Source organism: Rhodococcus sp. WAY2, from assembly GCF_009859915.1.
Taxonomy (GTDB): domain Bacteria; phylum Actinomycetota; class Actinomycetes; order Mycobacteriales; family Mycobacteriaceae; genus Rhodococcus_F; species Rhodococcus_F oxybenzonivorans.
This window is the reverse complement of sequence record NZ_CP046572.1, coordinates 4,800,728-4,821,068: the sequence shown is the minus strand read 5'-3', so window position 1 is coordinate 4,821,068 and position 20,341 is coordinate 4,800,728. Positions and strand designations below refer to the sequence as shown.

The 20,341-nt window shown below is 66.8% G+C and carries 19 protein-coding genes and 1 pseudogene; 15 read left to right on the top strand and 5 right to left on the bottom strand.

Going from position 1 to position 20,341, the window contains the following annotated elements:
• The first annotated feature begins 103 nt into the window (after positions 1 to 103).
• Genes GFS60_RS21865 through GFS60_RS21835 form a run of 7 tightly spaced genes read left to right on the top strand, consistent with a single transcriptional unit; the run spans position 104 to position 8,782 of the window.
• On the top strand, positions 104 to 1,468 hold the full coding sequence (locus GFS60_RS21865) for an MFS transporter (protein ID WP_159924526.1): 1,365 nt from the start codon (positions 104 to 106) through the stop codon (positions 1,466 to 1,468).
• Positions 1,469 to 1,497: 29 nt separating this feature from the next.
• Positions 1,498 to 2,400 carry a shikimate dehydrogenase gene (locus GFS60_RS21860; protein ID WP_159924524.1) on the top strand — a complete coding sequence of 301 codons (903 nt, stop codon included), beginning with the start codon at positions 1,498 to 1,500 and terminating at the stop codon, positions 2,398 to 2,400.
• Entirely contained in the window at positions 2,397 to 4,346 is a 1,950-nt protein-coding gene (locus tag GFS60_RS21855; RefSeq protein ID WP_159924522.1) for an oxidoreductase, read from the top strand. The genes GFS60_RS21860 and GFS60_RS21855 overlap by 4 nt, the downstream gene beginning before the upstream one ends.
• A complete protein-coding gene (locus tag GFS60_RS21850) occupies positions 4,343 to 5,140 on the top strand; it encodes an aldo/keto reductase (RefSeq protein WP_201453417.1) in 798 nt (265 codons plus the stop codon). The genes GFS60_RS21855 and GFS60_RS21850 overlap by 4 nt, the downstream gene beginning before the upstream one ends.
• Positions 5,140 to 6,237, top strand: a complete 1,098-nt coding sequence (locus tag GFS60_RS21845) for a Gfo/Idh/MocA family protein (RefSeq protein WP_159924520.1) — start codon at positions 5,140 to 5,142, stop codon at positions 6,235 to 6,237. The genes GFS60_RS21850 and GFS60_RS21845 overlap by 1 nt, the downstream gene beginning before the upstream one ends.
• Positions 6,234 to 7,958, top strand: coding sequence for an FAD-dependent oxidoreductase (locus GFS60_RS21840; RefSeq protein WP_159924518.1), 1,725 nt, complete (start codon positions 6,234 to 6,236; stop codon positions 7,956 to 7,958). The genes GFS60_RS21845 and GFS60_RS21840 overlap by 4 nt, the downstream gene beginning before the upstream one ends.
• A complete protein-coding gene (locus tag GFS60_RS21835; RefSeq protein ID WP_159924516.1) occupies positions 7,955 to 8,782 on the top strand; it encodes a sugar phosphate isomerase/epimerase family protein in 828 nt (275 codons plus the stop codon). Before GFS60_RS21840 ends, GFS60_RS21835 begins: the two co-directional genes overlap by 4 nt.
• A gap of 576 nt (positions 8,783 to 9,358) precedes the next feature.
• On the opposite strand, the gene GFS60_RS21830 is transcribed toward GFS60_RS21835, so the two are convergent.
• Positions 9,359 to 9,691, bottom strand: coding sequence for a hypothetical protein (locus GFS60_RS21830; protein ID WP_159924514.1), 333 nt, complete (start codon positions 9,689 to 9,691; stop codon positions 9,359 to 9,361).
• Between the two features lie 395 nt (positions 9,692 to 10,086).
• On the opposite strand from GFS60_RS21830, the gene GFS60_RS21825 reads away from it, so the two are divergent.
• Positions 10,087 to 10,713, top strand: a complete 627-nt coding sequence (locus GFS60_RS21825; protein WP_159924512.1) for a nucleotidyltransferase domain-containing protein — start codon at positions 10,087 to 10,089, stop codon at positions 10,711 to 10,713.
• Positions 10,714 to 11,016: 303 nt separating this feature from the next.
• Positions 11,017 to 12,039, top strand: coding sequence for a patatin-like phospholipase family protein (locus tag GFS60_RS21820; RefSeq protein WP_159924510.1), 1,023 nt, complete (start codon positions 11,017 to 11,019; stop codon positions 12,037 to 12,039).
• A gap of 69 nt (positions 12,040 to 12,108) precedes the next feature.
• On the opposite strand, the gene GFS60_RS21815 is transcribed toward GFS60_RS21820, so the two are convergent.
• Complete coding sequence (locus GFS60_RS21815) at positions 12,109 to 12,882, bottom strand: TetR/AcrR family transcriptional regulator (RefSeq protein WP_159924508.1); 774 nt, start codon at positions 12,880 to 12,882, stop codon at positions 12,109 to 12,111.
• Positions 12,883 to 12,940: 58 nt separating this feature from the next.
• On the opposite strand from GFS60_RS21815, the pseudogene GFS60_RS21810 reads away from it, so the two are divergent.
• From GFS60_RS21810 to GFS60_RS21800, 3 genes and pseudogenes are all read left to right on the top strand, one after another.
• Positions 12,941 to 13,940: pseudogene (locus tag GFS60_RS21810) on the top strand (ATP-binding cassette domain-containing protein).
• A complete protein-coding gene (locus GFS60_RS21805; RefSeq protein WP_159924506.1) occupies positions 13,937 to 14,710 on the top strand; it encodes an ABC transporter permease in 774 nt (257 codons plus the stop codon). The pseudogene GFS60_RS21810 and the gene GFS60_RS21805 overlap by 4 nt, the downstream one beginning before the upstream one ends.
• Positions 14,711 to 14,877: 167 nt before the next feature.
• Positions 14,878 to 15,771 carry a dihydrodipicolinate synthase family protein gene (locus tag GFS60_RS21800; protein ID WP_159924504.1) on the top strand — a complete coding sequence of 298 codons (894 nt, stop codon included), beginning with the start codon at positions 14,878 to 14,880 and terminating at the stop codon, positions 15,769 to 15,771.
• A 134-nt stretch (positions 15,772 to 15,905) separates the two neighbouring features.
• On the opposite strand, the gene GFS60_RS21795 is transcribed toward GFS60_RS21800, so the two are convergent.
• The gene (locus tag GFS60_RS21795; RefSeq protein ID WP_159924502.1) at positions 15,906 to 17,156 is read right to left on the bottom strand and encodes a macrolide family glycosyltransferase; all 1,251 of its coding nucleotides are present in this window, start codon (positions 17,154 to 17,156) and stop codon (positions 15,906 to 15,908) included.
• A gap of 93 nt (positions 17,157 to 17,249) precedes the next feature.
• On the opposite strand from GFS60_RS21795, the gene GFS60_RS21790 reads away from it, so the two are divergent.
• A complete protein-coding gene (locus GFS60_RS21790; protein ID WP_159924500.1) occupies positions 17,250 to 17,840 on the top strand; it encodes a TetR/AcrR family transcriptional regulator in 591 nt (196 codons plus the stop codon).
• 126 nt (positions 17,841 to 17,966) lie between these two features.
• On the opposite strand, the gene GFS60_RS21785 is transcribed toward GFS60_RS21790, so the two are convergent.
• A complete protein-coding gene (locus GFS60_RS21785; RefSeq protein WP_159927434.1) occupies positions 17,967 to 18,539 on the bottom strand; it encodes a PIN domain-containing protein in 573 nt (190 codons plus the stop codon).
• A 10-nt stretch (positions 18,540 to 18,549) separates the two neighbouring features.
• Positions 18,550 to 19,113, bottom strand: coding sequence for a helix-turn-helix domain-containing protein (locus GFS60_RS21780; RefSeq protein WP_159924498.1), 564 nt, complete (start codon positions 19,111 to 19,113; stop codon positions 18,550 to 18,552).
• Positions 19,114 to 19,402: 289 nt separating this feature from the next.
• Here GFS60_RS21780 and GFS60_RS21775 point away from each other — a divergent pair, with 289 nt between their 5' ends.
• Positions 19,403 to 19,777, top strand: coding sequence for a hypothetical protein (locus tag GFS60_RS21775; protein ID WP_159924496.1), 375 nt, complete (start codon positions 19,403 to 19,405; stop codon positions 19,775 to 19,777).
• A 255-nt stretch (positions 19,778 to 20,032) separates the two neighbouring features.
• The gene (locus GFS60_RS21770) at positions 20,033 to 20,317 is read left to right on the top strand and encodes a hypothetical protein (protein ID WP_236603239.1); all 285 of its coding nucleotides are present in this window, start codon (positions 20,033 to 20,035) and stop codon (positions 20,315 to 20,317) included.
• The last annotated feature ends 24 nt before the right edge of the window (positions 20,318 to 20,341 follow it).

Sequence of the window (20,341 nt, the reverse complement as noted above, 5' to 3'; positions counted from 1 at the left end):
TCCGCCATGACACGCTCGTCACGGTCCGGAACTTCGTGTGAGGTGGATCACCTCCGAACAAGCGCTTCGCGGCGCACCGGACCCCTGGGACGAAAGGAACACCATGGCAAGCACCTCTACTCGTGACACCGGGGGACAACCGAACGAGAACGCCCGCCGGGCCGCCGTCTCGGGGTTCCTCGGCAGCACGCTGGAGTACTACGACTTCTTCATCTACGGGTCCGCGGCCGCGCTGGTCTTCCCGCGGATCTTCTTCCCGGGCGGAGGAGCCACGGCGACCCTGCTGTCGATCGGCACGCTCGGTGTCGCGTATATCGCGCGTCCGCTCGGCGCAGTGCTGTGGGGACATCTCGGGGATCGATACGGGCGCAAGAATTCGCTGCTGGCGTGCCTCCTGCTCATGGGTATCGCGACCGTGGTCGTCGGGTGCCTGCCCACATACGACCAGATCGGCATCGCCGCACCCGTCATCCTGGTGTTCCTGCGATTGCTGCAGGGCCTGTCGGCAGGCGGCGAATCGCCGGGATCCTCCGCGTTGACGCTCGAGCACGCACCGGACAACCGTCGCTCGTTCTACACCTCGTTCACCATGAGCGGCATCATGTTCGGCATCGTGCTCTCGAGCCTGGTGTTCATTCCCGTGGCCGCGCTGCCGGATGACGCGCTCTACTCGTGGGGCTGGCGTGTGCCCTTCCTCCTCAGCATCGTCGTGACGGGTGTAGCGGTGTGGCTGCGTCGCAAGCTCGACGAGCCGGAGGTCTTCGAAGAGTTGAAGGAACACGACGACACCGCGGGCATTCCTGTGGTCGAGATGTTCCGCTCGCACTGGCGCACCGTGATCCGCATCAGCCTCAGCGCGACGTTCGCGATGATCAACACCATCGTCAACGTCTTCGCGTTGGCGTACGCGGTGCAGGTCGCCGGGCTCGAACGCTCCACGATGCTGTGGGCCATCGCCGTCGCCAACTTCGTCGCGGTCCTCACCCAGCCGCTGTTCGGAATGCTCGCCGACCGGATCGGCCGCAAACCGGTGTTCGTGACGGGCGCCGTCGGTGCCGCGGGCATGGTGTTCGTGTTCTTCCACGCGATCGGAACGGGCAGCGCGCCGATGGTATTCGCGGCCGGCATCATTCTGATCGGCCTGTTCTACGCGATGCCCAACGGCGTGTACCCGGCGTACTTCCCCGAGCAGTTCCCCGCCAAGGTCCGGTACACCGGAATGGCCGTAAGTCTCATGCTGGGACTGTTGGTCGCCGGCTTCACCCCAGCCATCGCGCAGTGGCTGTCGGCGGGTGACACCGCGAACTGGGCCCCAGTCGCCTGGATGTGTCTGGGCTTCGCGCTGCTGTCGTCGGTCGCCGCGCTCACCGGTCCCGAAACGTACCGCACACCCACCGAGCAGCTCGGCGAACCCGGTACGACGACGGCCGGCACGCGGCACCAGGCGCTCGTCCGCACCGACGCCTGACCGGACCTTCACCACTGCAGGAGATTTTCATGCACCCCGCATCCACCCGGCACCGGATCCACCTCGTCGGGGCAGGGATCGCCACGTCCCTGTCGCCGGCGCTGCACGAACACGAGGCCGCCGCCCTCGGCCTGACCGACTACCGCTACGACCTGCTCGACGTCGCGGCGGAGGGCATTCCCGTCGACCGTTCCGGCGAAGCGCTGCGGCAGGCCGTCGCAGCGGGTTGCACCGGACTCAACGTCACCCATCCGTGCAAGCAGGTGGTCGTCGACTCCCTCGACGAATTGTCCGGCAACGCGCAACTTCTCGGTGCCGTCAATACCGTCGTCGTCCGTGACGGGCGGCTGATCGGTCACAACACCGACCACAGCGGATTCCTCGCAGCGCTGCGCAGGGGGCTGCCCGATGCCACGCTCGGCCGCGTCGTCCTCGCCGGTGCGGGCGGTGCCGGTTCGGCCGTCGCCTACGCGCTCGCCGCCGCCGGAGTGACGGACCTGCGGGTCGCCGACCTCGACCCGGCCCGTGCGGCGGACGTCTGCGCCCGCCTCGCGGCGGGCTTCCCGCAGACGCGGGTCACGGCCATTTCCCTCGACGCGATCGAAGCGAACCTGGAACACTGCGACGGCGTCGTCAACGCCTCCCCGATCGGCATGGTCGGACATCCTGGAACGCCGTTCGACACCGACGCGCTCCATCCCGGACTGTGGGTCGCCGACATCGTCTACCGCCCGCTTCGGACCGAACTCGTCGCGGCAGCAACAGCTCTCGGCTGTGATGTGCTCGACGGCGGTCAGATGCTCGTCGCTCAGGCGGCCGACACGTTCGCCCTCCTCACCGGCATCACGCCCGACCCAGACCGCATGCGACGTCACCTCGGCGAACTGCTCGCCGATCAGTGCGCCCCGACCGATCTCGAGGAGTCCCGATGACCGCGCGTCCGTTCGCCGCACCACTCGACCTGGGCAACGTGCGACTGCGCAACCGCTTCGTGTCGGCGCCGATGGAGCGCAACTACTGCGAGGTCGACGGCACGATGACCGACGAGTACATCGCGTACCTCGAGCGTCGTGCGGCGGGCGGCGCAGCTCTCGTCTTCACCGAGGCCAGCTACGTGCGGGCCGACGGCAAGGGGCGTATCCGGCAGATGGGTGTGGACGTCGACGAACGCATCCCGGGCATCGCGAAGATGGCCGAGGCGATCCATGCGCAGGGCGCGCTCGTCGGCGTCGAACTCAATCACGGCGGCCGCACCGCGCAGGGTTCCGTCAGCGGATTCGTCCCCGTCGCACCGTCACCGATCCCGTGCGCGGTGGTCGGCGGTGAAATGCCCGAGCAACTCGACGGCGACGACATCTTGCACATCATCGAATGCTTCGGTGAGGCCGCCGCGCGCTGTCAACAGGCCGGGGTCGATGTGATTTCGCTGCACGGCGGTCACGGCTACCTCATCCACCAGTTTCTCTCGCCGGCGTACAACCACCGCGACGACGAGTGGGCCGATCCGGCGCTGTTCGTCAACAAGGTGATCGACGCCGTGCGGACGATGGCGCCGGGTATCGCTCTCGGATTGCGATTTTCGGCGTTCGAGGCCGTCGACGGCGGTCTCGACGCGGAGACGACTCGCGCCCGGATCGACGCGATCGACACCGACCGGCTCGATTTCCTCGACGTCTCCGCCGGTAACTACGAATCCGGGCAGTGGATCATCCAACCCGGCGAGTGGCCCCGCGGACTCCTCGCCCCGTTTTCCGAGCAGTACACGCGGGACTTCGACCTCCCCGTCGGAGTCGCAGGCCGGATCAGCTCACCCGAGGTCGCGGCGCAGATCATCGAATCCGGGCAGGCCGACTTCGTCAGCATGGCCCGCACCCTGCACGCCGACCCGGACTTCCCGAACCGCGCCCTGGACGGCGGCCGGTACCGGCCCTGCATCGCCTGCAACTACTGCATCGACAGCCTCGCCGCCGGACCCGTTCCGTGCTCGGTCAATCCGTGGGTGGGCCGCGAACTCGAGCAGCCGGCGGAACCGGCGGCCGCGGCGGTGCGTGTCGCCGTCGTCGGCGGCGGGCCGTCGGGGATGGCGGCCGCCCGCGACCTCGCGCTCGCCGGGCACCGTGTCGACCTGTATGACGAACGCGGCGGTCTCGGTGGAGATTTCGCGTTGGCTGCGCGACTGCACGAGTACCCCGAGTACTCACGGATCGTCGACTGGTACCTCGCCGAGATCGCCGACCTCGACATCACCTGCCACACCGGCACGCGGGTCGACGCCGCCGCACTGGCCGGCCTGGACTTCGACGCCGTCGTGCTCGCGACGGGCGGCCGCGGACCCAAGGTCGACCTCCCCGGGGCCGACACCCGGAGGGTCCGTGACGTCCGCGAGTTCCTGGAATCCGGAGACCCCGCACCCGCGGCGATCACGATATTCGGCGCCGACCGGGAAGCGGCCGCGGTCGCCGACGACCTGCTCCAGCACGGCACCGAGGTGGTCATGATCGGCCCGCAGGAGACGATCGCCCACGACGTCGGCCGGCGCGGAAAGATCGTGCTGCTGCCGCGGCTCGCGGAGAGTGCGAACCTCACCACCCACCTGTCGTCGATCGTGACGCGGATCGAGAAAGACCGGGTGGTGATCTCGACCGCCGGGAACGAGCGGATGGTGGACGCTCCCGGCGAACTGCTGATCTCGCACGGCGTCGAGCCGCGCACCGACCTGCTCGCCGCAGTGCGGGCGCTGGCACCGCGACTCGGCGTCCACACGGTCGGTGACGCGAGTGGCGACGGCGGCTCCATCCACGCCGCTCTCGTCACCGCAGCCGACGTCGCCGCGAAGATCACCTCTGCCGCGGATGCTCGCGTGGAGGTCAGCGCGTGATCGACATGCCGCCCCTCGGTCTCGGGACCTGGCCACTGACCGGTCCGGACGCCACACGGGCCGTGCTGTCCGGCATCGAGGCCGGTTACCGGCTCGTCGACACCGCCACGATCTACGACAACGAAGAGGCAGTGGGTGTGGCGCTCGCGGAGTGCGGACTGCCCCGCGAGGAGCTGTTCGTCACCACGAAACTGCGTGGGAGCGATCACGTGTCAGGCGACATCCGCGGCGCGGTCGAGCGCAGCCTGAAGAATCTGGGACTCGATCGGCTCGACTTGTTCCTCATCCACTGGCCGCTGCCACGCCACGACAGGTACGTGGCGGCGTTCGAGGCGATGCTCGCGTGCCGCGACGCCGGCCTCGTCCGCTACGTCGGCGTCTCCAATTTCCTGGAGCAACACCTGCGTCGCGTCGTCACCGAAACCGGAGAAACGCCGGCAGTCAACCAGATCCAGATGGACCCGTCGCTCGCCCGGCTACCCGTCCGGCGCGCCAACGACGAACTCGGTGTGTTCACCCAGTCGTGGAGCCCGCTGGGCCGCGGCGACGTGCTCGACTCACCTGTGGTCACCGACATCGCCCGGCGCCTCGGCGGCACCCCCGCGCAGGTGGTTCTGGCCTGGCACTTCGCGCAGGGTGTCGTGCCGGTCGCGAGATCCGCGAATCCCGCGCGCCAGGCCGAGAACCTCGCCGCCCTCGACGTGCGGCTCACCGCGGCGGACGTCGACGCCCTGAACCGTCTCGACCGCGGCGAGTCCGCGGCCCGGGACGTCGAAGCGGAGGAGCACTACTGATGGCACTACGTATCGGTATCGTCGGCTGCGGAAAGATCGCCGGCAACCACGCGCGGGCCCTGCAGCAGGTGCCCGGCGTCGAGGTGGTCGGCTGCTGCGACCCCGACGTCGACCGTGCCCACGAGTTCGCATCCGCGCACGGCATCGCGCGGGCCGTCGGTTCGGTGGAGGAGTTGATCGGCCTCGGCCTCGATGCATGCACCGTCTGCACCCCGCATCCGGTGCACGAGCAGGTGGTCGTCGCTGCGGCGGAGGCCGGGATCCACGTGCTGTGCGAGAAGCCGATCGCGGTCGACGTCGCCGCGGCCGACCGGATGATCGCGGCTGCCGACCGCGCCGCCATCACGTTCGGTGTGCTGTTCCAGCGCCGGTTCTGGCCGGCCGCGAAACGCATCAGGACGGCCATCGACGACGGCCGGATCGGCGTTCCGGTACTCGGTGAGGCGTCGGTGCTTCTCCACCGCCCGTCGTCCTACTACTCCGCCGACGAGTGGCGCGGACGGTGGGACACCGATGGCGGCGGAGTCCTGATGACGCAGGCCGTCCACCAGATCGACATGCTCCAATGGTTCATGGGTGAAGCCGTGTCGGTGAGCGGCTTCATCCGCACCCACACACACGGCGACCACATCGAGACCGAGGACAGTGCGTCCGCCGTCGTCTCGTTCGCGTCGGGCGGCACGGCTACCGTCACCGCGACCACCGGCGCCAACCACAACCTCGGCAACCGGGTCACTGTGATCGGGCAGACCGGTGCGATTGCGAGCGTCCTCGAGTTCCCGGAGGGCAGGGAGGGCGTCAACGAGATCTGGACGGTTCCCGGCGAAGTGGAGTTCCGCGCCCCGTTCACCCCCGACGTCCGCGCCAATCTCGAAGTCACCGAAGTCAACGCCGGACTCGCCGACTTCCACACACTCCAGGTGCAGGACTTCGCGGACGCCGTCCTGACCGGTCGCGACCCTGCCGTCACCGGACGTGACGCGCGCGCCTCGCTGGCGATCATCGCGGCGATCTACGAGTCTTCGCGCACCGGCCGGGTCGTCGACCTCACGCCCGCACCGACTTTCGCAACGACATCCGCTCAGGAGACGCTATGACCCCCGAACACACCATCGCCACCTATGACGTCGTCGTCATCGGCTCCGGAGCGGGCGGTCTGTCCGCCGCCGTGGCCGCAGCCGACGGGGGAGCCTCCGTCCTCGTCGTCGAGAAGGCGGACACGTGCGGCGGCGCGACGGCGTGGTCCGGCGGCTGGATGTGGACGCCGCGGAACCTGTTCGCGCACGCGGACGGCGTGAACGAGGACCGCTCGCTGCCGCGCACCTATCTCGAGCACCGACTCGGTGAGAACTTCGACGCCGCCAAGGTCGACGCCCTGCTCGACGGCGCACCCGAGATGGTGGAGTTTTTCGAGAAGAAGACGGCGCTGCAGTTCGTTCCGGGCGCGAAGATCGCCGACATCCACGGCGACACACCGGGTGCGGGCACGGGGCACCGCTCCGTCGGTCCGAAGCCGGTGAGCCTCCGGAAACTCGGCCCCGACGTCGCGGCGCTCCTGCGTCGGCAGCTCTACGAGACGTCGTTCCTCGGCATGGGCATCATGGCCGGTCCGGACCTCCAGGCCTTCCTGCACTCGACCCGCTCGGCGAAGGCGTTCGCGCACTGCGCCCGCAGGGTGTCCACGCACCTGCTCGACCTCGCCACCACCCGCCGCGGCCAGCAACTCGTCAACGGCACCGCGCTCGTCGGCCGGCTGCTGCGGTCGGCGCTCGACGCCGGCGTCGAGATCCGCGTGAGCACGGCGGCCACCGCGCTGACCACCGACTCCGCGGGCACCGTCACCGGTGTCCGGCTGGAGGGCCCGGACGGGGCCTACTCCGTGTCCGCCTGCCGCGGAGTCGTCCTCGCGACAGGCGGTTTCAGTCGCGACATCGACCGGCGCCGCGAACTTTTTCCCCGCACACCCACGGGCCGTGAACACTGGACCCTCACCCCGTCCACGACCACCGGCGACGGCATCACCCTCGGCGAATCGGTCGGCGGCCGCCTCGACCGCTCGGTCGCGTCCCCGGTGGCGTACTGCCCAGTGTCGATCATCCGGTACCGCAACGGCAAAGAGGGTGTGTTCCCGCACATCCTCGACCGCGGAAAGCCCGGCGTCATCGGCGTTCTCGCCGACGGCCGCCGCTTCGTCAACGAGGCCCTCGGCTACCACGACTACACCCTCGCGATGGTCGAACAGGTCCCCGACGGCGACGAGGTCTGCTCCTGGTTGATCGCCGACCAGCGGTACCTGCGGTACTTCCCGCTCGGCATGGCCAAGCCGCTACCGATCCCGACGTGGCCGTACCTGAAATCCGGCTACCTCACCCGCGGCCGCACGGTGCGCGAACTAGCCGAGAAGATCGGCGTCGACCCCGACGGCCTGGAGAAGACGGTCGCAGCGTTCAACGAGGGCGCCCGCGACGGCGTCGACCCCGAGTTCGGCCGCGGCACCACACCCTTCACCGTCGGCTCCGGCGACCCCGACAACCCGTGGCCCAACCCCTCCCTCGCACCGCTCGAAGAAGGCCCGTTCTACGCGGTCAAGGTGGTACCCGGCAGCTTCGGTACCTTCGCCGGTCTGGTCACCGACAGCATGTCCCGGGTACTGAACGACGACGACCAGCCGATCGACGGACTGTTCGCCGTCGGGGTCGACCAGTCCAGCGTCATGGGGGGCCACTACCCGTCCGGCGGTATCAACCTCGGCCCAGCCATGACCTTCGGCTACCTCACCGGTCGCCACCTCGCCTCGCCGACAGGAGATCTGCGATGACCGCCCCACTCGGACTCGCCGCACTCACCGTGCTCGACACCGCGCCGCTGCAGCAGGTGGACCTCGCCGAGAAGCACGGCTTCGACACCATCGGGATCCGGCTGCTGCCCGCCGCGCCCGGCACCACCGCCTACCCGCTGCACGAGGACGACGCCGCCCTCGATGTACTGATCCGTCGCCTCGACGATTCGCCGATCGAGGTGTTCGATCTCGAAATCATCCGGCTGCGAGCAGATTTCGACCCGAAGTCGTATGTTCCGCTGCTCGAGGCGGGCGCACGCCTCGGCGCGAAGGCCGTGCTCGTCGGCGGCGACGACCGCGACCGCGCCCGGCTCACCGACTCCTACGCCCGGCTGGCGGAACTGTGCGCGCAGTACGGCATCGTCGCGAGCCTCGAGTTCATGCCGTGGACGGCTGTGCCCGACGCGACCACCGCGGTCGAGATCGTGTCGCAGGCCGACGGGCCGGCGCGAAGCGTACTGATCGACGCTCTGCATACCGCCCGTTCGACGACGACCCTCGGCGACCTGGCGGCGATCCCACGCGAGTGGCTGCATTACGCGCAGATGTGCGACGGTTCGGTGCCTGCACCCACCAGCGACGCCGAACTCGTCCGCCACGCGCGGGAGGAACGGCTCGTGCCCGGCACCGGGGGCATCAACCTCACCGACATCTGGTCGACACTTCCCCCCGACCTCCCCGTGAGCGTCGAACTGCCCAACGAACCCCTCCGCCGGGCGGTCGGCACCGACGCGTGGCTCGACCGACTCGTCACCCAGACACGAAGAGTTCTCGACGCGAATCGCACCACATCAACCCACTGACCACGATCGCTGTGACACGACGGCGGCCCTGCATCTCGCGGACTGGGGGCCGTCGACGACGTGCTGTGGGATTGCGTGGGGCCAGACCGAGGATCAGGCGGATCAGATCGGCCGGAGCGAACTTCACGGTGCGACCGTGCCCTCGAACATGTCATTTCCCCAGGTCAATCGCACCTGCGCCTAACGGGCATGCACCGTAGGGCCTAGCCCCAAGTGGAGGGGCGGGCACAGCGCGATGGAGGGCAGAAAAGTGGGCGCCTCCGGTCCCCACACAGGGAAGTGCATATAGGGGAACGCACCGAGTAGCTGGCAATGTAGCTCCACCTGATGAATGTTCACAGTCCCGGGATCACACGTAGACACGGCACCGATCACGAAGTACTGCAGTGCGCATCCACTCGGAACAGGTGGTGGTGCTGCATTTGCGGGCGCCGCGGTCAGGGACAAGGCGGCGGCCACCGTGGACGCGATGAGGGTCAGGCGCAGAAGCCGAGACATGGAATCCTCCGGTAGTGGGGGTCCCGACCCACGCACCATCCTCGCAGTCGAGCCCCATCGCCGTGGCCTGTTCGGCGCCTACGCTTGCAGCAACGCGGCCTGAACTCGCAACAGATGACCTTCCGGGCTCAGCTCTTCATACCGCTCCATCACTTCCGACCAGCGGCCTGCCGCAAACAGTTCTGCACATTGAGGGTCTTCGTCCATGCCGGCTTCCATCGCCAGGACGGCACCCGCTCGAAGTGCGGCAGCCTGTGTTCGGTAGGCCCACACGTCGAGGCGACCGGACCCGCTGTATCCGCGGTGAGCCAGGGTCCACACCGCGGGATCTCGGGTCGTTTCCACTGCCCCGTCCGGGCGGTAGAGCGTCGAGGAGACCACCTGTTTGATGAAGTCGGTTGCGCGCACCATCGTCCGAGCCTAAATCGGCCAGGCCGCCATCGTCGGATGACGCGGCCATGACTCCCCGATCACGTCTCGTCGCTCATCCGCCGACACCTGAAGTCGATGCACCCGAACTCGTACACAACGTTTTTGACGCTAACCAGACACGCCCCAGGCCCCGCGAACGGTCGGCGGCCGACTTGCGACGCAAAGCAGACAGAACGTGTACTGCTCGTGAGTGGCGGATAGAGTCGAATAGGTTCGCCCGTCTAATCTCTAGAGCGACCGCGATCGATCTCGCTCTGCGGAGTGCGCAGTTCGACCAGTGACACCATTTTCCGCAACCCCGGTGACAGATCCCGTACTATAGTGCGGGTAGACGTACAATAGTACGTGTAAGCGAGTCGCTAGGGAACGGAACTATGGATCTGATCCGCCCGCTACAGACAGTGACGCCCACGCTCGACGGTGATGTGCTCGCTGCGCTGGCAGCCGCCTCCGAGGCGACTTTCACGACCGGCCAGCTGCACCGGGTGCTGCCGCGCCATTCGGAAGAGGGGATACGAAAGGTGTTGCAACGCTTACGCAAGCAGGGCACCGTGCTATCTTCCAGGGTGGGTAACGCGTTCGTGTATCAGCTCAATCGTGAGCACTTGGCCTTCCCTCATATCATCGGTCTCGCCGGTTTGACCGGGGAATTCCTGCGCAGGTTGGAGGCGCGGTTGGCCAGCTGGGAGATTCCCCCGGTGTATGCCGCCGTGTTCGGCTCCGCTGCACGCGGAACGATGTCGATCGACAGCGACATCGACATCTTCCTTGTCCGGCCGGATGCCGTCGCAGACGAGGAGTGGGATGAACAGGTGGCAGAGCTGGTGGCCGAGGTGACCAGATGGACCGGCAACGATGCACGAGATCTCCAGTTCATGCAGAGTGAGATCGCCGGCCGCGGCACGGACGAGCCAGTCCTGCGAGAGGTGGCGAAAGAGGGGCTGACGGTGGCCGGTTCGCGGGCTGGTTTCACCCGGCTGCTGCGTCAAAGTAATCGGTAGTTGGGCGGACGCGGCCGTGACGCTGTGGGTGCACGCGGACATCGCAGCGAGAGTTTCAGGATGATGCGACAGTGCGAGTCCGCGTGCAGGCGTGCCAGATACCGGACGATGTCAGTGTCGGCCTGTCCGGTGCCACTGGCGGACCAGAAAATCCGGACGCCCTATACGGAAGCTCTCGAATTCGCCACTCACCGGCGAGGGAGCGAGGACGATGGGAGCACTCCGGCCGCACCAGTGCGGGGCCTAGCGTCCGCATCAGGTGCGACCGGGACGGATGTACGAGCGGCCAGGGGGTAGATAGATGTGAGCGCGTCAAAAGACAGCAAAGAAGCCGACCTCGTCCTAGCAGGTGGCGGCGTCAAAGGAATCGGGTTGGTCGGCGCCGCGTCCGCGCTCATCGATGCCGGATACACGATCCATCGCGTGTCCGGTACGTCGGCGGGCGCGGTCGTGGGTGCCATCCTTGCGGCCGTCACCGCCAGCGGGGAACCTGTGACCGGCGAGCAGTTGAGGAGACTCACCCATCTCGACTATCGAGAGTTTCTCGATCCCGGTCTCCTCGAGAACATCCCGATCCTCGGGCAATCGTGGGCGCTGCTGCGGGGCACCGGACTCTACCGGGGCGATCGTGTCCACCAGTGGATCAAGGACACGCTCGAGAGGCTCGGAGTCTCCACCTTTCACGACCTCGAGATTGACGGCACCCTGCCAATGAAACAGCGGTACAGGCTGGTGGTCACCGTGACCGACGTGACGACGGGGCAACTGGTGCGCCTGCCCTGGGACTTCGAACGGGTCTACGGCCTCGACCCCAACGCCCAGTCCGTCGCCGACGCGGTACGGGCGTCCATGGCGATTCCGTTTTTCTTCCGTCCTGTCTCGTTGACCAGTGCCGCCGGAATGACCTCGACGCTGGTGGACGGCGGAGTGCTCTCGAACTTCCCGATCGATTCACTGGATCGGACCGATGGACAGTTGCCCCAATGGCCCACCTTCGGGGTCACCGTTCTGCCCAATCTGCCGGCCGGGAACGATGACGTCATCCCCCATCTCAGACTCCTGCGCCTTCTCGGGCCACCGCACCTGTTCGAGAGCGTTCTCAGCACCATGCTCGTCGGTCGCGATCAGGCGTACCTGAACCAGCCGTGGGTGAGTGTCCGTGCAATTCGGGTGAACTCCACCGATGTCGGGGCTCTCGACTTCGACATTCACCAGGAAGACGTCGAGGCTCTTTACCGGAACGGATACGAAGCGGCACAAGCTTTCCTATCCACCTGGAATTGGAATTCCTACGTTCAGAGGTTCCGGCAGATGCCGCCCGGGTAGCTCCCATAAGTTACGCGTCCGCCCCGGTACCGGCCTCGGTCACGGTCCGCAGGGAATTCCGTGGCGGCGTCATCCGGCGTCGGTTTTCTCCACCAACCGGTCTATGCCGTCGAGCATGCGGTCGAGGCCGAAGCGGAAGTCGTCCTCGAGCCAATCGGCGTCGTCGCTCCCGTCCGGATCGAATGCCCCGGCGGCGATCGCGGACAGTAGCGCGGGGAATCGCTCCCGGTCGAGCAGGAGTGGGAGCATCTGCGAATAGTCGACCGGTGTGGTGGACGCCGCCGACCGCTCCAGGTCGTTGACGAACCGGGCGCGCCCGATCACGAACAGTGAAACATTGAGTACCACTTGCACCTTCGTGTCTTCGGGCAACGTTGTGTCCGCGAGGGTGCGCAGTCCCGCCTCGAGCCACGACAGGTTGTTCGGCCCGGTCGGCGGCGCCGAAATGGACAGTTCAGCCCACCAAGCATGGACGCGTGCGCTCCGGTACTCGGCTCGGGCCCAGGCTTCGAGCCGGTCCCTACACGGACCGGACACCGGCAGGTCGGTGGGCGGGGCGCCGATCGCGCGGTCCGCCATCAGCTCGATCAGGTCATCCTTGCTGTCGACATACCGGTAGAGCGACATGGTGGTGAACCCCAGTTGCTTGGCGACGCGGCTCATCGACAGCCCCGCGAGACCTTCGACGTCGGCCACCTCGATCGCGGCGTCGAGCACCCGGTCGAGCGTGAGGCCCTTACGGGGACCGCGCGACCCGGCCTCCTCCAAGCCCCAGGCCAGTCTCATTGCCTTGGGCAGGTCGGCGGGCGTGCGGCTTGTCGGGCCTTCGAGGGGCTGCGTCATCGGTATTCCACTTCGTCGGGGTCTGGCGCTCATCTTAAAACTGCGTACGCTGCACACCATGAATATACGTCGTACACAGTTTGGGTCGGCGGTCGCTGACCGCCACTGCGATCCCGCGATCACCGTCACCGGATTGCGAAAATCGTTCCGGGACGTCGCCGTCCTCGACGGCGTCGACCTCCTCGTTCCACGCGGCAGCGTGTTCGCACTTCTCGGGGTCAACGGCGCAGGCAAGACCACGATGGTCCGCATCCTGTCGACCCTCACACCAGCCAATGCGGGCACCGTGACCATCGCCGGACCTGCACGACGACGCCCAGGGCATCCGACGCTCGATCAGTCTCACCGGCCAGTACGCGGCCGTCGACGACCTGCTCACCGCCGAGGAGAACTTGCGGCTGATGGCCCGCCTCGGTCATCTCGGTCGAGCCGAGGGCAGACAGCGGGCACGCGAGCTGCTCGAACAGTTCGACCTGGTCGACGCGGGCAGGCGGCGCGCAGGCACGTACTCGGGTGGCATGGCACGCCGCCTCGACCTCGCGATGAGCTTGGTTGCCCGGCCGGAGGTGATTTTTCTCGACGAACCCACCACCGGACTCGACCCACGGAGCCGGCAGACGATGTGGGATGTCGTCCGGCGCCTCGCCAACGACGGTGTGACGATCTTTCTCACTACCCAATACCTCGAAGAGGCAGACCAACTCGCCGACCGCGTCGCCGTGCTCGACGAGGGCAGGATCGTTGCGGAAGGTACTCCCGACGAACTGAAACGACTCGTTCCCGGGGGCCACCTCGAACTGATGCTCACCCAGCCGTCCCAGCTCGAGACAGTCGCCGCCTCCTTCGACGAGGTCGTGGTCGACGCGGACCGCTGCACGATTGCGATCCCGACGGACGGGAGCATCGGTCAGATCAAAGCCCTCCTCGACCGGGTCGACGACCAGAGCGTGACTGTCGGGACCCTGTCGCTCCACTCCCCCAGCCTCGACGACGTGTTCTTCGCGCTCACCGACAAGCCCCCCGCCGCACCGATCCGAAACGAGGCAACAGCCCGATGACCGTCGACACCCGCCCCCACCCCGTCGCCGATGTCGCCGCGATGACCGCCCGCACCACGACACGCATCCTGCGCAGCCCCGAGACCGTGATCATGGGCGTCGCCTTTCCGGTACTGCTTCTGCTGCTTTTCGTCTACGTTTTCGGCGGGGCGATGGACACCGGCACCGGCTACCTGAACTACGTCGTTCCGGGGATCATCCTGCTGTGCGCGGGATTCGGCTCCTCGCAGACGGCGGTCGGCGTGGCGAGCGACATGGTGCACGGCATCGTCGACAGGTTCCGGTCGATGCCGATCACCCGATCCGCGTTCCTGTTCGGTCACGTCCTCTCCAGCGTCGCACGTAACCTCGTGACGTCATGGGTCGTTATCGCCGTCGCGCTGGTGATGGGTTTCCGACCGTCCGCCGGGCCCCTGGAGTGGTTGGCCGCGTTCGGGATCATTGCGTTGTTCATCCTCGCCATCTCCTGGCTCGCCGCCGCACTGGGACTACTCGCCGGCAGTGAGGAAGCAGCCGGGGGATTCACCTTCTTCCTCTTGTTCCTCCCCTACGTGAGCAGTGCGTTCGTCCCAACCGACACCATGCCGGCCTGGTTGCACTCGTTCGCCGAGAACCAGCCGGTCACCCCGGTGATCGAAACTGTTCGGGGTCTGCTCACCGGCGGACCGGTCGCCGACACTGCCTGGCTCGCAGTGTTGTGGTGTGCCGGAATCACACTCGGCGGCTACCTATTGGCGATCACAGCATTCGCACGCAGAACAGCACACTGATCCGATCACCCCGGCAAGAACGTCAGCGTCAACGGGACCGAGCTGCGGAATTCGGACGAGGGACCGAATGCCTCGGGCGCTGACATTCTGTCACCTCGGGGCGATCTGAATCCTCGCCAACGCCTCGCGTACTTTGTCCCACACCCGAGCGAAGTGAGGTTCGACCGATGTTCACCGGACTGTCCGCGTTCCTCCTCACCCCCGTGAACGAGACAGAAATCGACGATTCCGCGTTCTCCCGAATGGTCTCGCGCTTGGCTGACGCGGGGGTCGATTCCATCGGCGCCCTCGGGTCCACCGGGAGCTACGCCTACCTGACCCGAGAAGAGCGCAAGCGCGTCGCACAGCTCGCCGTGGCCGCAACGGGCACCACACCGGTCATGATCGGTATCGGTTCGCTGCGCACCGCACACGTCCGCGCCCTCGCCGAAGACGCACAAAATGCCGGCGCCGCCGCGGTGCTGCTGGCACCGATGTCCTACCAACAACTGACCGCAGACGAAGTGTTCGGCCTTTACGAAGCGGTGACACGTGAACTGTCCGTACCGCTGTGTGTCTACGACAATCCCGGTACCACCCACTTCACCTTCACCGATGAACTGCACAGCCGCATCGCGGAACTTCCGAATATCGGGTCGATCAAGATTCCCGGTGTCCCCCTCGACCCCGCCGAGGCAGCCGGTCGAGTGAACTCCCTCCGATCTCACATCCCGTCGACGGTCACGATCGGCGTCAGCGGAGACGCCTCCGCCGCGATCGGCCTCAACGCCGGCTGCGACGTGTGGTACAGCGTGCTTGCCGGCGTGCTTCCGAAGCCATGCCTGGCCCTGACCCGCGCATCTCAGAACGACGAATCGAAAACCGCTGCCGCGCTGTCGAATCGACTCGAACCTATCTGGGAATTGTTCCGCACCCATGGAAGCCTGCGCGTCGTATCCGCCATCGCCGAACACCTCGGCCTCGTCGAATCACCCAATCTGCCGCAGCCGGTACGGGGTCTCGCCGAGTCCGCGCGTTCACGAATCACTGACGCGCTGCGGCAGGTTGACGATCTGCTGTGATCTGCAGGGAGACACCTGCCCGTCCGTGCTGTTACCGAGGCCCGGCTTTGGCTGTCGAACTCGCCAGCGGCAACGGCAGGTGCAATGAGAAGCCCTTCAAAACGCGTGATTGCCGATCCCGTCAGATCGTCGAGCTACCCACGGCCCGCATCATTGCTCGCCATCGGTGAGCATCTTTCCTCGAGAAATTCCTCGATCACCCGGACGGCGGCATCCACCCCACCCGCAGAACGCAGCTCGGCCGCGAGCTCCGCGCTACGGCGCCGGACCGGCTCGGTGTCGATGTGCGCGAGCGCGTCCCGCAATCCGGTGGCCGACACCTCCGAACTGTCCACTCGCACCGCCACTCCGGCGGCCACGAGGGCGTCGGCGTTCTCGAACTGGTCGGTGGCCTGCGGTGCGGCGATCATCGGGGTTCCCGTGAACATTCCCTCGCTGGACCCGCCCATGCCGGCATGGGTGAGGAACGCGTCGGCTTGCCTCAGAATGTCGAATTGAGGCACCCAGCGGTGAACCTCGACGTTGCCGGGCACGGTTCCGAGTTCGGCGACGTCGACGTGCTGCCCGAGCTGCAGAACGACATGCCAGCCGTCGAGGTCGCCGAACGCCTCGATGCAGCGTCGGTAGAAGTCGGCGTGATCGGTGAACGCCGCGCCGAGCGAGATGAGCAGCACCTTGGCCGCGCCTGCCGGACGTCGCCACCGGCCGTCGGCAGGCCGTCGGGTGGGCAGCGCCGGTCCGACGAACGTGTAGACATCCTCGTTCACTCGGTCGGCGTTGGGCTGCATAGATTTCGCGATCAGCACCACCGCTCGGGTGGGGCGCCCGTAGAACTCGTCCGGGTCGGTCTCGACACCGTTGTCCACCAGAAGTTTGCGCTCCCGTTCGTACAGGGCCGCCCCGCGTGGGTCTGCCCGCATCGTTTCCACGAACGATCTCATGTCGTCCTCATAGCCCTCCCACGCGACGTACGTCGGCGACAGCTGCACGATCGGCACACCCCATTCCTCGGCGAGAACCCGGGCAGGCCCTCCCGCGATGTCGTAGAGGAACAGGTCGGGGCGGTCGTCCTCGTACAGCGACCGTAGTTGCGGCAGCATCGACTCGTACTCGGTCTGGAACAGGGTGAGCTGATCGATTGTGTCTCCCTCCCAGGACTTCTCCGCCCCTTCCGTCGCAGCCGCGGTGTTCACGCGCGGCAGCGTCGAGGTGTACTCCTTGAACTCCGCCCCGGCGCTCTCGATGACGTCCTTGACGGCGGCGTCGTTGGCGTACGTCACGCGGTGACCGCGTTCGACGAGTTCGCGGAGAATTTCCAGGCTCGGGTTGACGTGCCCGGGCGCCGGAATGCTGACCATGGCGATGTGTGAGCGAGTCATCTTCATCCTCTCGATACGGAACGGTCCGTCTCGGTCAAGAGTGGCACGTGCGAAAGTCTGAGCCAAGACGATACGTATCGTCTGGTCTATGATCAGTTCATGCCGTCCGCCGACAATCCCCGCCGTTCCGAACGGTCCCGCGCCGCGATCGTGCAAACCACGCAGGAACTCATCCGCGAACTGCCCTACGCGAGAATCAGTATCGAAGGTATCGCCGCGCGCGCGAAGGTCGGGAAACAGACCATCTACCGGTGGTGGCGATCCAAGGGTGCGCTCGTCGTGGACGCCCTGCACGAACAGAACGCGGCCCGTGCTCACGAGACGCTGGTCCTACCGGACACCGGCGACCTCGCCGCCGACATGCGCCTGGTTTTACGGGCCACGGTCGACGAGTTCACCTCACCGGAATTCGAACCACTGTTCCGGGCGCTGTCCATCGAATCGCTGCAGGATCCTGCACTGCAGAAACAGATCGTCGAGCGGATCTACCGGCCGCAGTTCGAGTTCGTCGCGGCTCGGTTTCGTTCCGCGCAGGACGCCGGCCAGATGCGGCCCGACGTCGACCTCGTCCTCGCGTTCGAGTTGTTCATGGCGCCGATGTTCTACCGCTGGCAGAGCGGAGCGCATCCACTCACCCACGACCACGCGGACGCCGTCGTCGACCTGGCGATGTGCGCCCTCGCACCCTGACGAAAAAGCAGTCCAACAGAGGCAAGACCATCGATGAAACGCCGACTGACTGGCTAGCTAAGGAGGTCGGCTAAACCGCCGCGGCACAGCTCAATTCAGCACGTGAGGGCCACGTCCGGATGGCAATCAGCCTCGATCGCGCACTAGCGCTACCGCATCGTCCATGCCGTAACGCGCCACCAACTGATCGAGGACCTCGTCCACGGTCATCGGTGGTCGCGCCAGGCGGGTCGCAAGCATCTCGACCGCCCGCGCCGCCGCAGTCGGTAACACCGACACCGTATCGGCCGCAAACTCCGCCGGCGAGACCACCTGGATGTGTCCCGGAATTTGGGCTTCTGGAAAGTCTTTCCGATTCAGGGTGACGATCACCCCGGCTCCGCCCACGACGGCGGCCGCAACGACGTGCTCATCGTCAGGATCCGGCAGCGAGAACGTACCCTCGAGCGGCTCCCAGCCAGTCACGAGGGCGTCGTCGAAGTGCTCGCGCATCGTCCCCACGAGCCGCGCACCAGTCGCTTGCGCCGCCGCCGCACTGTGCCCGCGTCGTTCGAGCTTGGCGGCCTCATGGAATTCGAGCTCGTCGAGAATCGCCTCCGACCACAACGGCCGGTACAAGCCCTCAACGGCCATGGACAGCAGAAAGTCCCGCTGCAGGCTCGGCCAGAGAACACAGGTATCGAGAACTGCTGCGAACACCCCGGCAGCCCTATCGACCACCCATCGCAGCTGACCCGCCACCACTGCGGGTGCGCCGACGCTCCGCGACCGCCCGTCGCGCGATCTTCAACTGCTCAGCCACCATCGCCGGATCGTCCTCGTCGTCGATCTCGACAGCCGTCTGGGCGAGCGCCTCGTACTGGCGGGCCCGGCGCTGCTGCTGATACTCGAGCACATCGCGCAACAACAGCCGATGCCGAGTGCCGACCTTCTCCGCCGGCAACTCCCCCACATCGATCAGCCGGCGCACCGTCGGCCGGCTCACTCCCAGCAGATCCGCGGCCTGCTGCGTCGTCAACATCGTCGCCCGCGGTGCCACCGTCACCGCACGCCCGGCCTGCAATGCGGCCACAACCTGCTTGAGCGCCGCATGCACCTCCGCCGGCAATTCCACCTGATCATGCTCACCTGCACCGACCAACAGATACCGCGGCTCCACCCGGTCGCCGCGTCGTCGCTCATGCGCATCGAGGAACCCCACCACCTCCGCCAACCCAGCGCCCTCTGCCGCCTGCGGCAGGTACGTGTGCTGATCCAACGCCTGCGCACCCATTCTGAACCCCTTCCATTCGAAATAATCGTAACATCTTTCGATTCTTTCGAATAGGTGCGTGCCCTGCACCCGGGACGAGTGATCACCGAGCCCGACGGCGCGGGCAGCCACTCCCCCTGCCGAGCCGAAACAGACATTGCGCGATCTCCGCGGAACCCCTCCCAGGGGTAGTTCCTTTCCCCCTGCGGGTCACCGACCACCCCCTCCGGGGAGTTATCGAACGCCGACTTCCGGCGAAAACTAGTAGTCGTCCGAGAACACCAAAACCCCGAACTTCAGGAGCCACAGAATGTCCTCGACCACAACACGCACCGCAGCCGCAGCCGCAGCCGGCGTCGCCCTCGCCTTCGGTGCCGTACTGGCCCAGAGTGCCACCGCCGCAGCAGTACCCACCGATGCCGCCGGACCGACGTTCCCGCATACCTTCCAGGTGCGCGACCGTATCGGATGCGCCAACGCGTGGCCCATGGTCGCCTGCGATGCCCCCGACGAGGACGTCCCCGAGCAGGTCGAACTCTATGAGCCGGGCACCTCACTCACCCAGCCGGGCGGCGTCGACCTCTTCGGCAACTCCAGCGCCACGTACCACGCCGCGAACTACCCCCTCGAACCCGACGACGGCGTGATCTCCCATTCCCTCGACCCCGACATGCCCTGGATCTGACCACTGCCGGGCTCCGGCGCCGAGTTCCCCTCGCCGCCGGAGCACACCGGTGACGCGACACCAAGTGTTTCCGCCGCCGTCAGAGGCGCCCCCGACACCGCCCTACTTGCCAAGCTGCAGCCGCCTATCCTTCCCTCCCACAACGGCCTGGCACAACGATTCGACGGACAGCACGACGGCGCGTTCCGTACCGTCCTCGGCGAGCGCCGTGTCAACGGGCCGGTTGTCATCACCCACACCAAAAATGACCTCGCCGTGGGCGTCGCCTACCCCCTGGTCTCACGCATCGCCCGCGACAATGCCGCCGCGCTCGGCGACCAGAACGACCCCTACGGCGGGATGGGACGCAACGGCGCCCAACACACCCCCGAACTCGACAGAACTGAACAACTCCTACGGAAGGTGACCCCTCCGCACAAGTACACCTTCACGCACAGCAAGGTTTTCAACCTCCAGGCCGACGCGACGATCACCGACCACGGCGACGTCGCCAACCCGGCCGCAGCGCAAGCCCTGCGCGACGTGCTCCGGGTGCATTGATCCCGGCCGCCAGGCACGTCACCT

What these genes read in the sequence shown, in the direction of transcription:
- GFS60_RS21865 (WP_159924526.1), top strand. Translation starts at nt 104, where the DNA reads ATGGCAAGCACCTCTACTCGTGACACCGGGGGACAACCGAACGAGAAC.
- GFS60_RS21860 (WP_159924524.1), top strand. Translation starts at nt 1,498, where the DNA reads ATGCACCCCGCATCCACCCGGCACCGGATCCACCTCGTCGGGGCAGGG.
- GFS60_RS21855 (WP_159924522.1), top strand. Translation starts at nt 2,397, where the DNA reads ATGACCGCGCGTCCGTTCGCCGCACCACTCGACCTGGGCAACGTGCGA.
- GFS60_RS21845 (WP_159924520.1), top strand. Translation starts at nt 5,140, where the DNA reads ATGGCACTACGTATCGGTATCGTCGGCTGCGGAAAGATCGCCGGCAAC.
- GFS60_RS21840 (WP_159924518.1), top strand. Translation starts at nt 6,234, where the DNA reads ATGACCCCCGAACACACCATCGCCACCTATGACGTCGTCGTCATCGGC.
- GFS60_RS21835 (WP_159924516.1), top strand. Translation starts at nt 7,955, where the DNA reads ATGACCGCCCCACTCGGACTCGCCGCACTCACCGTGCTCGACACCGCG.
- GFS60_RS21830 (WP_159924514.1), bottom strand. Translation starts at nt 9,691, where the DNA reads ATGGTGCGCGCAACCGACTTCATCAAACAGGTGGTCTCCTCGACGCTC.
- GFS60_RS21825 (WP_159924512.1), top strand. Translation starts at nt 10,087, where the DNA reads ATGGATCTGATCCGCCCGCTACAGACAGTGACGCCCACGCTCGACGGT.
- GFS60_RS21815 (WP_159924508.1), bottom strand. Translation starts at nt 12,882, where the DNA reads ATGACGCAGCCCCTCGAAGGCCCGACAAGCCGCACGCCCGCCGACCTG.
- GFS60_RS21805 (WP_159924506.1), top strand. Translation starts at nt 13,937, where the DNA reads ATGACCGTCGACACCCGCCCCCACCCCGTCGCCGATGTCGCCGCGATG.
- GFS60_RS21800 (WP_159924504.1), top strand. Translation starts at nt 14,878, where the DNA reads ATGTTCACCGGACTGTCCGCGTTCCTCCTCACCCCCGTGAACGAGACA.
- GFS60_RS21795 (WP_159924502.1), bottom strand. Translation starts at nt 17,156, where the DNA reads ATGAAGATGACTCGCTCACACATCGCCATGGTCAGCATTCCGGCGCCC.
- GFS60_RS21790 (WP_159924500.1), top strand. Translation starts at nt 17,250, where the DNA reads ATGCCGTCCGCCGACAATCCCCGCCGTTCCGAACGGTCCCGCGCCGCG.
- GFS60_RS21780 (WP_159924498.1), bottom strand. Translation starts at nt 19,113, where the DNA reads ATGGGTGCGCAGGCGTTGGATCAGCACACGTACCTGCCGCAGGCGGCA.
- GFS60_RS21775 (WP_159924496.1), top strand. Translation starts at nt 19,403, where the DNA reads ATGTCCTCGACCACAACACGCACCGCAGCCGCAGCCGCAGCCGGCGTC.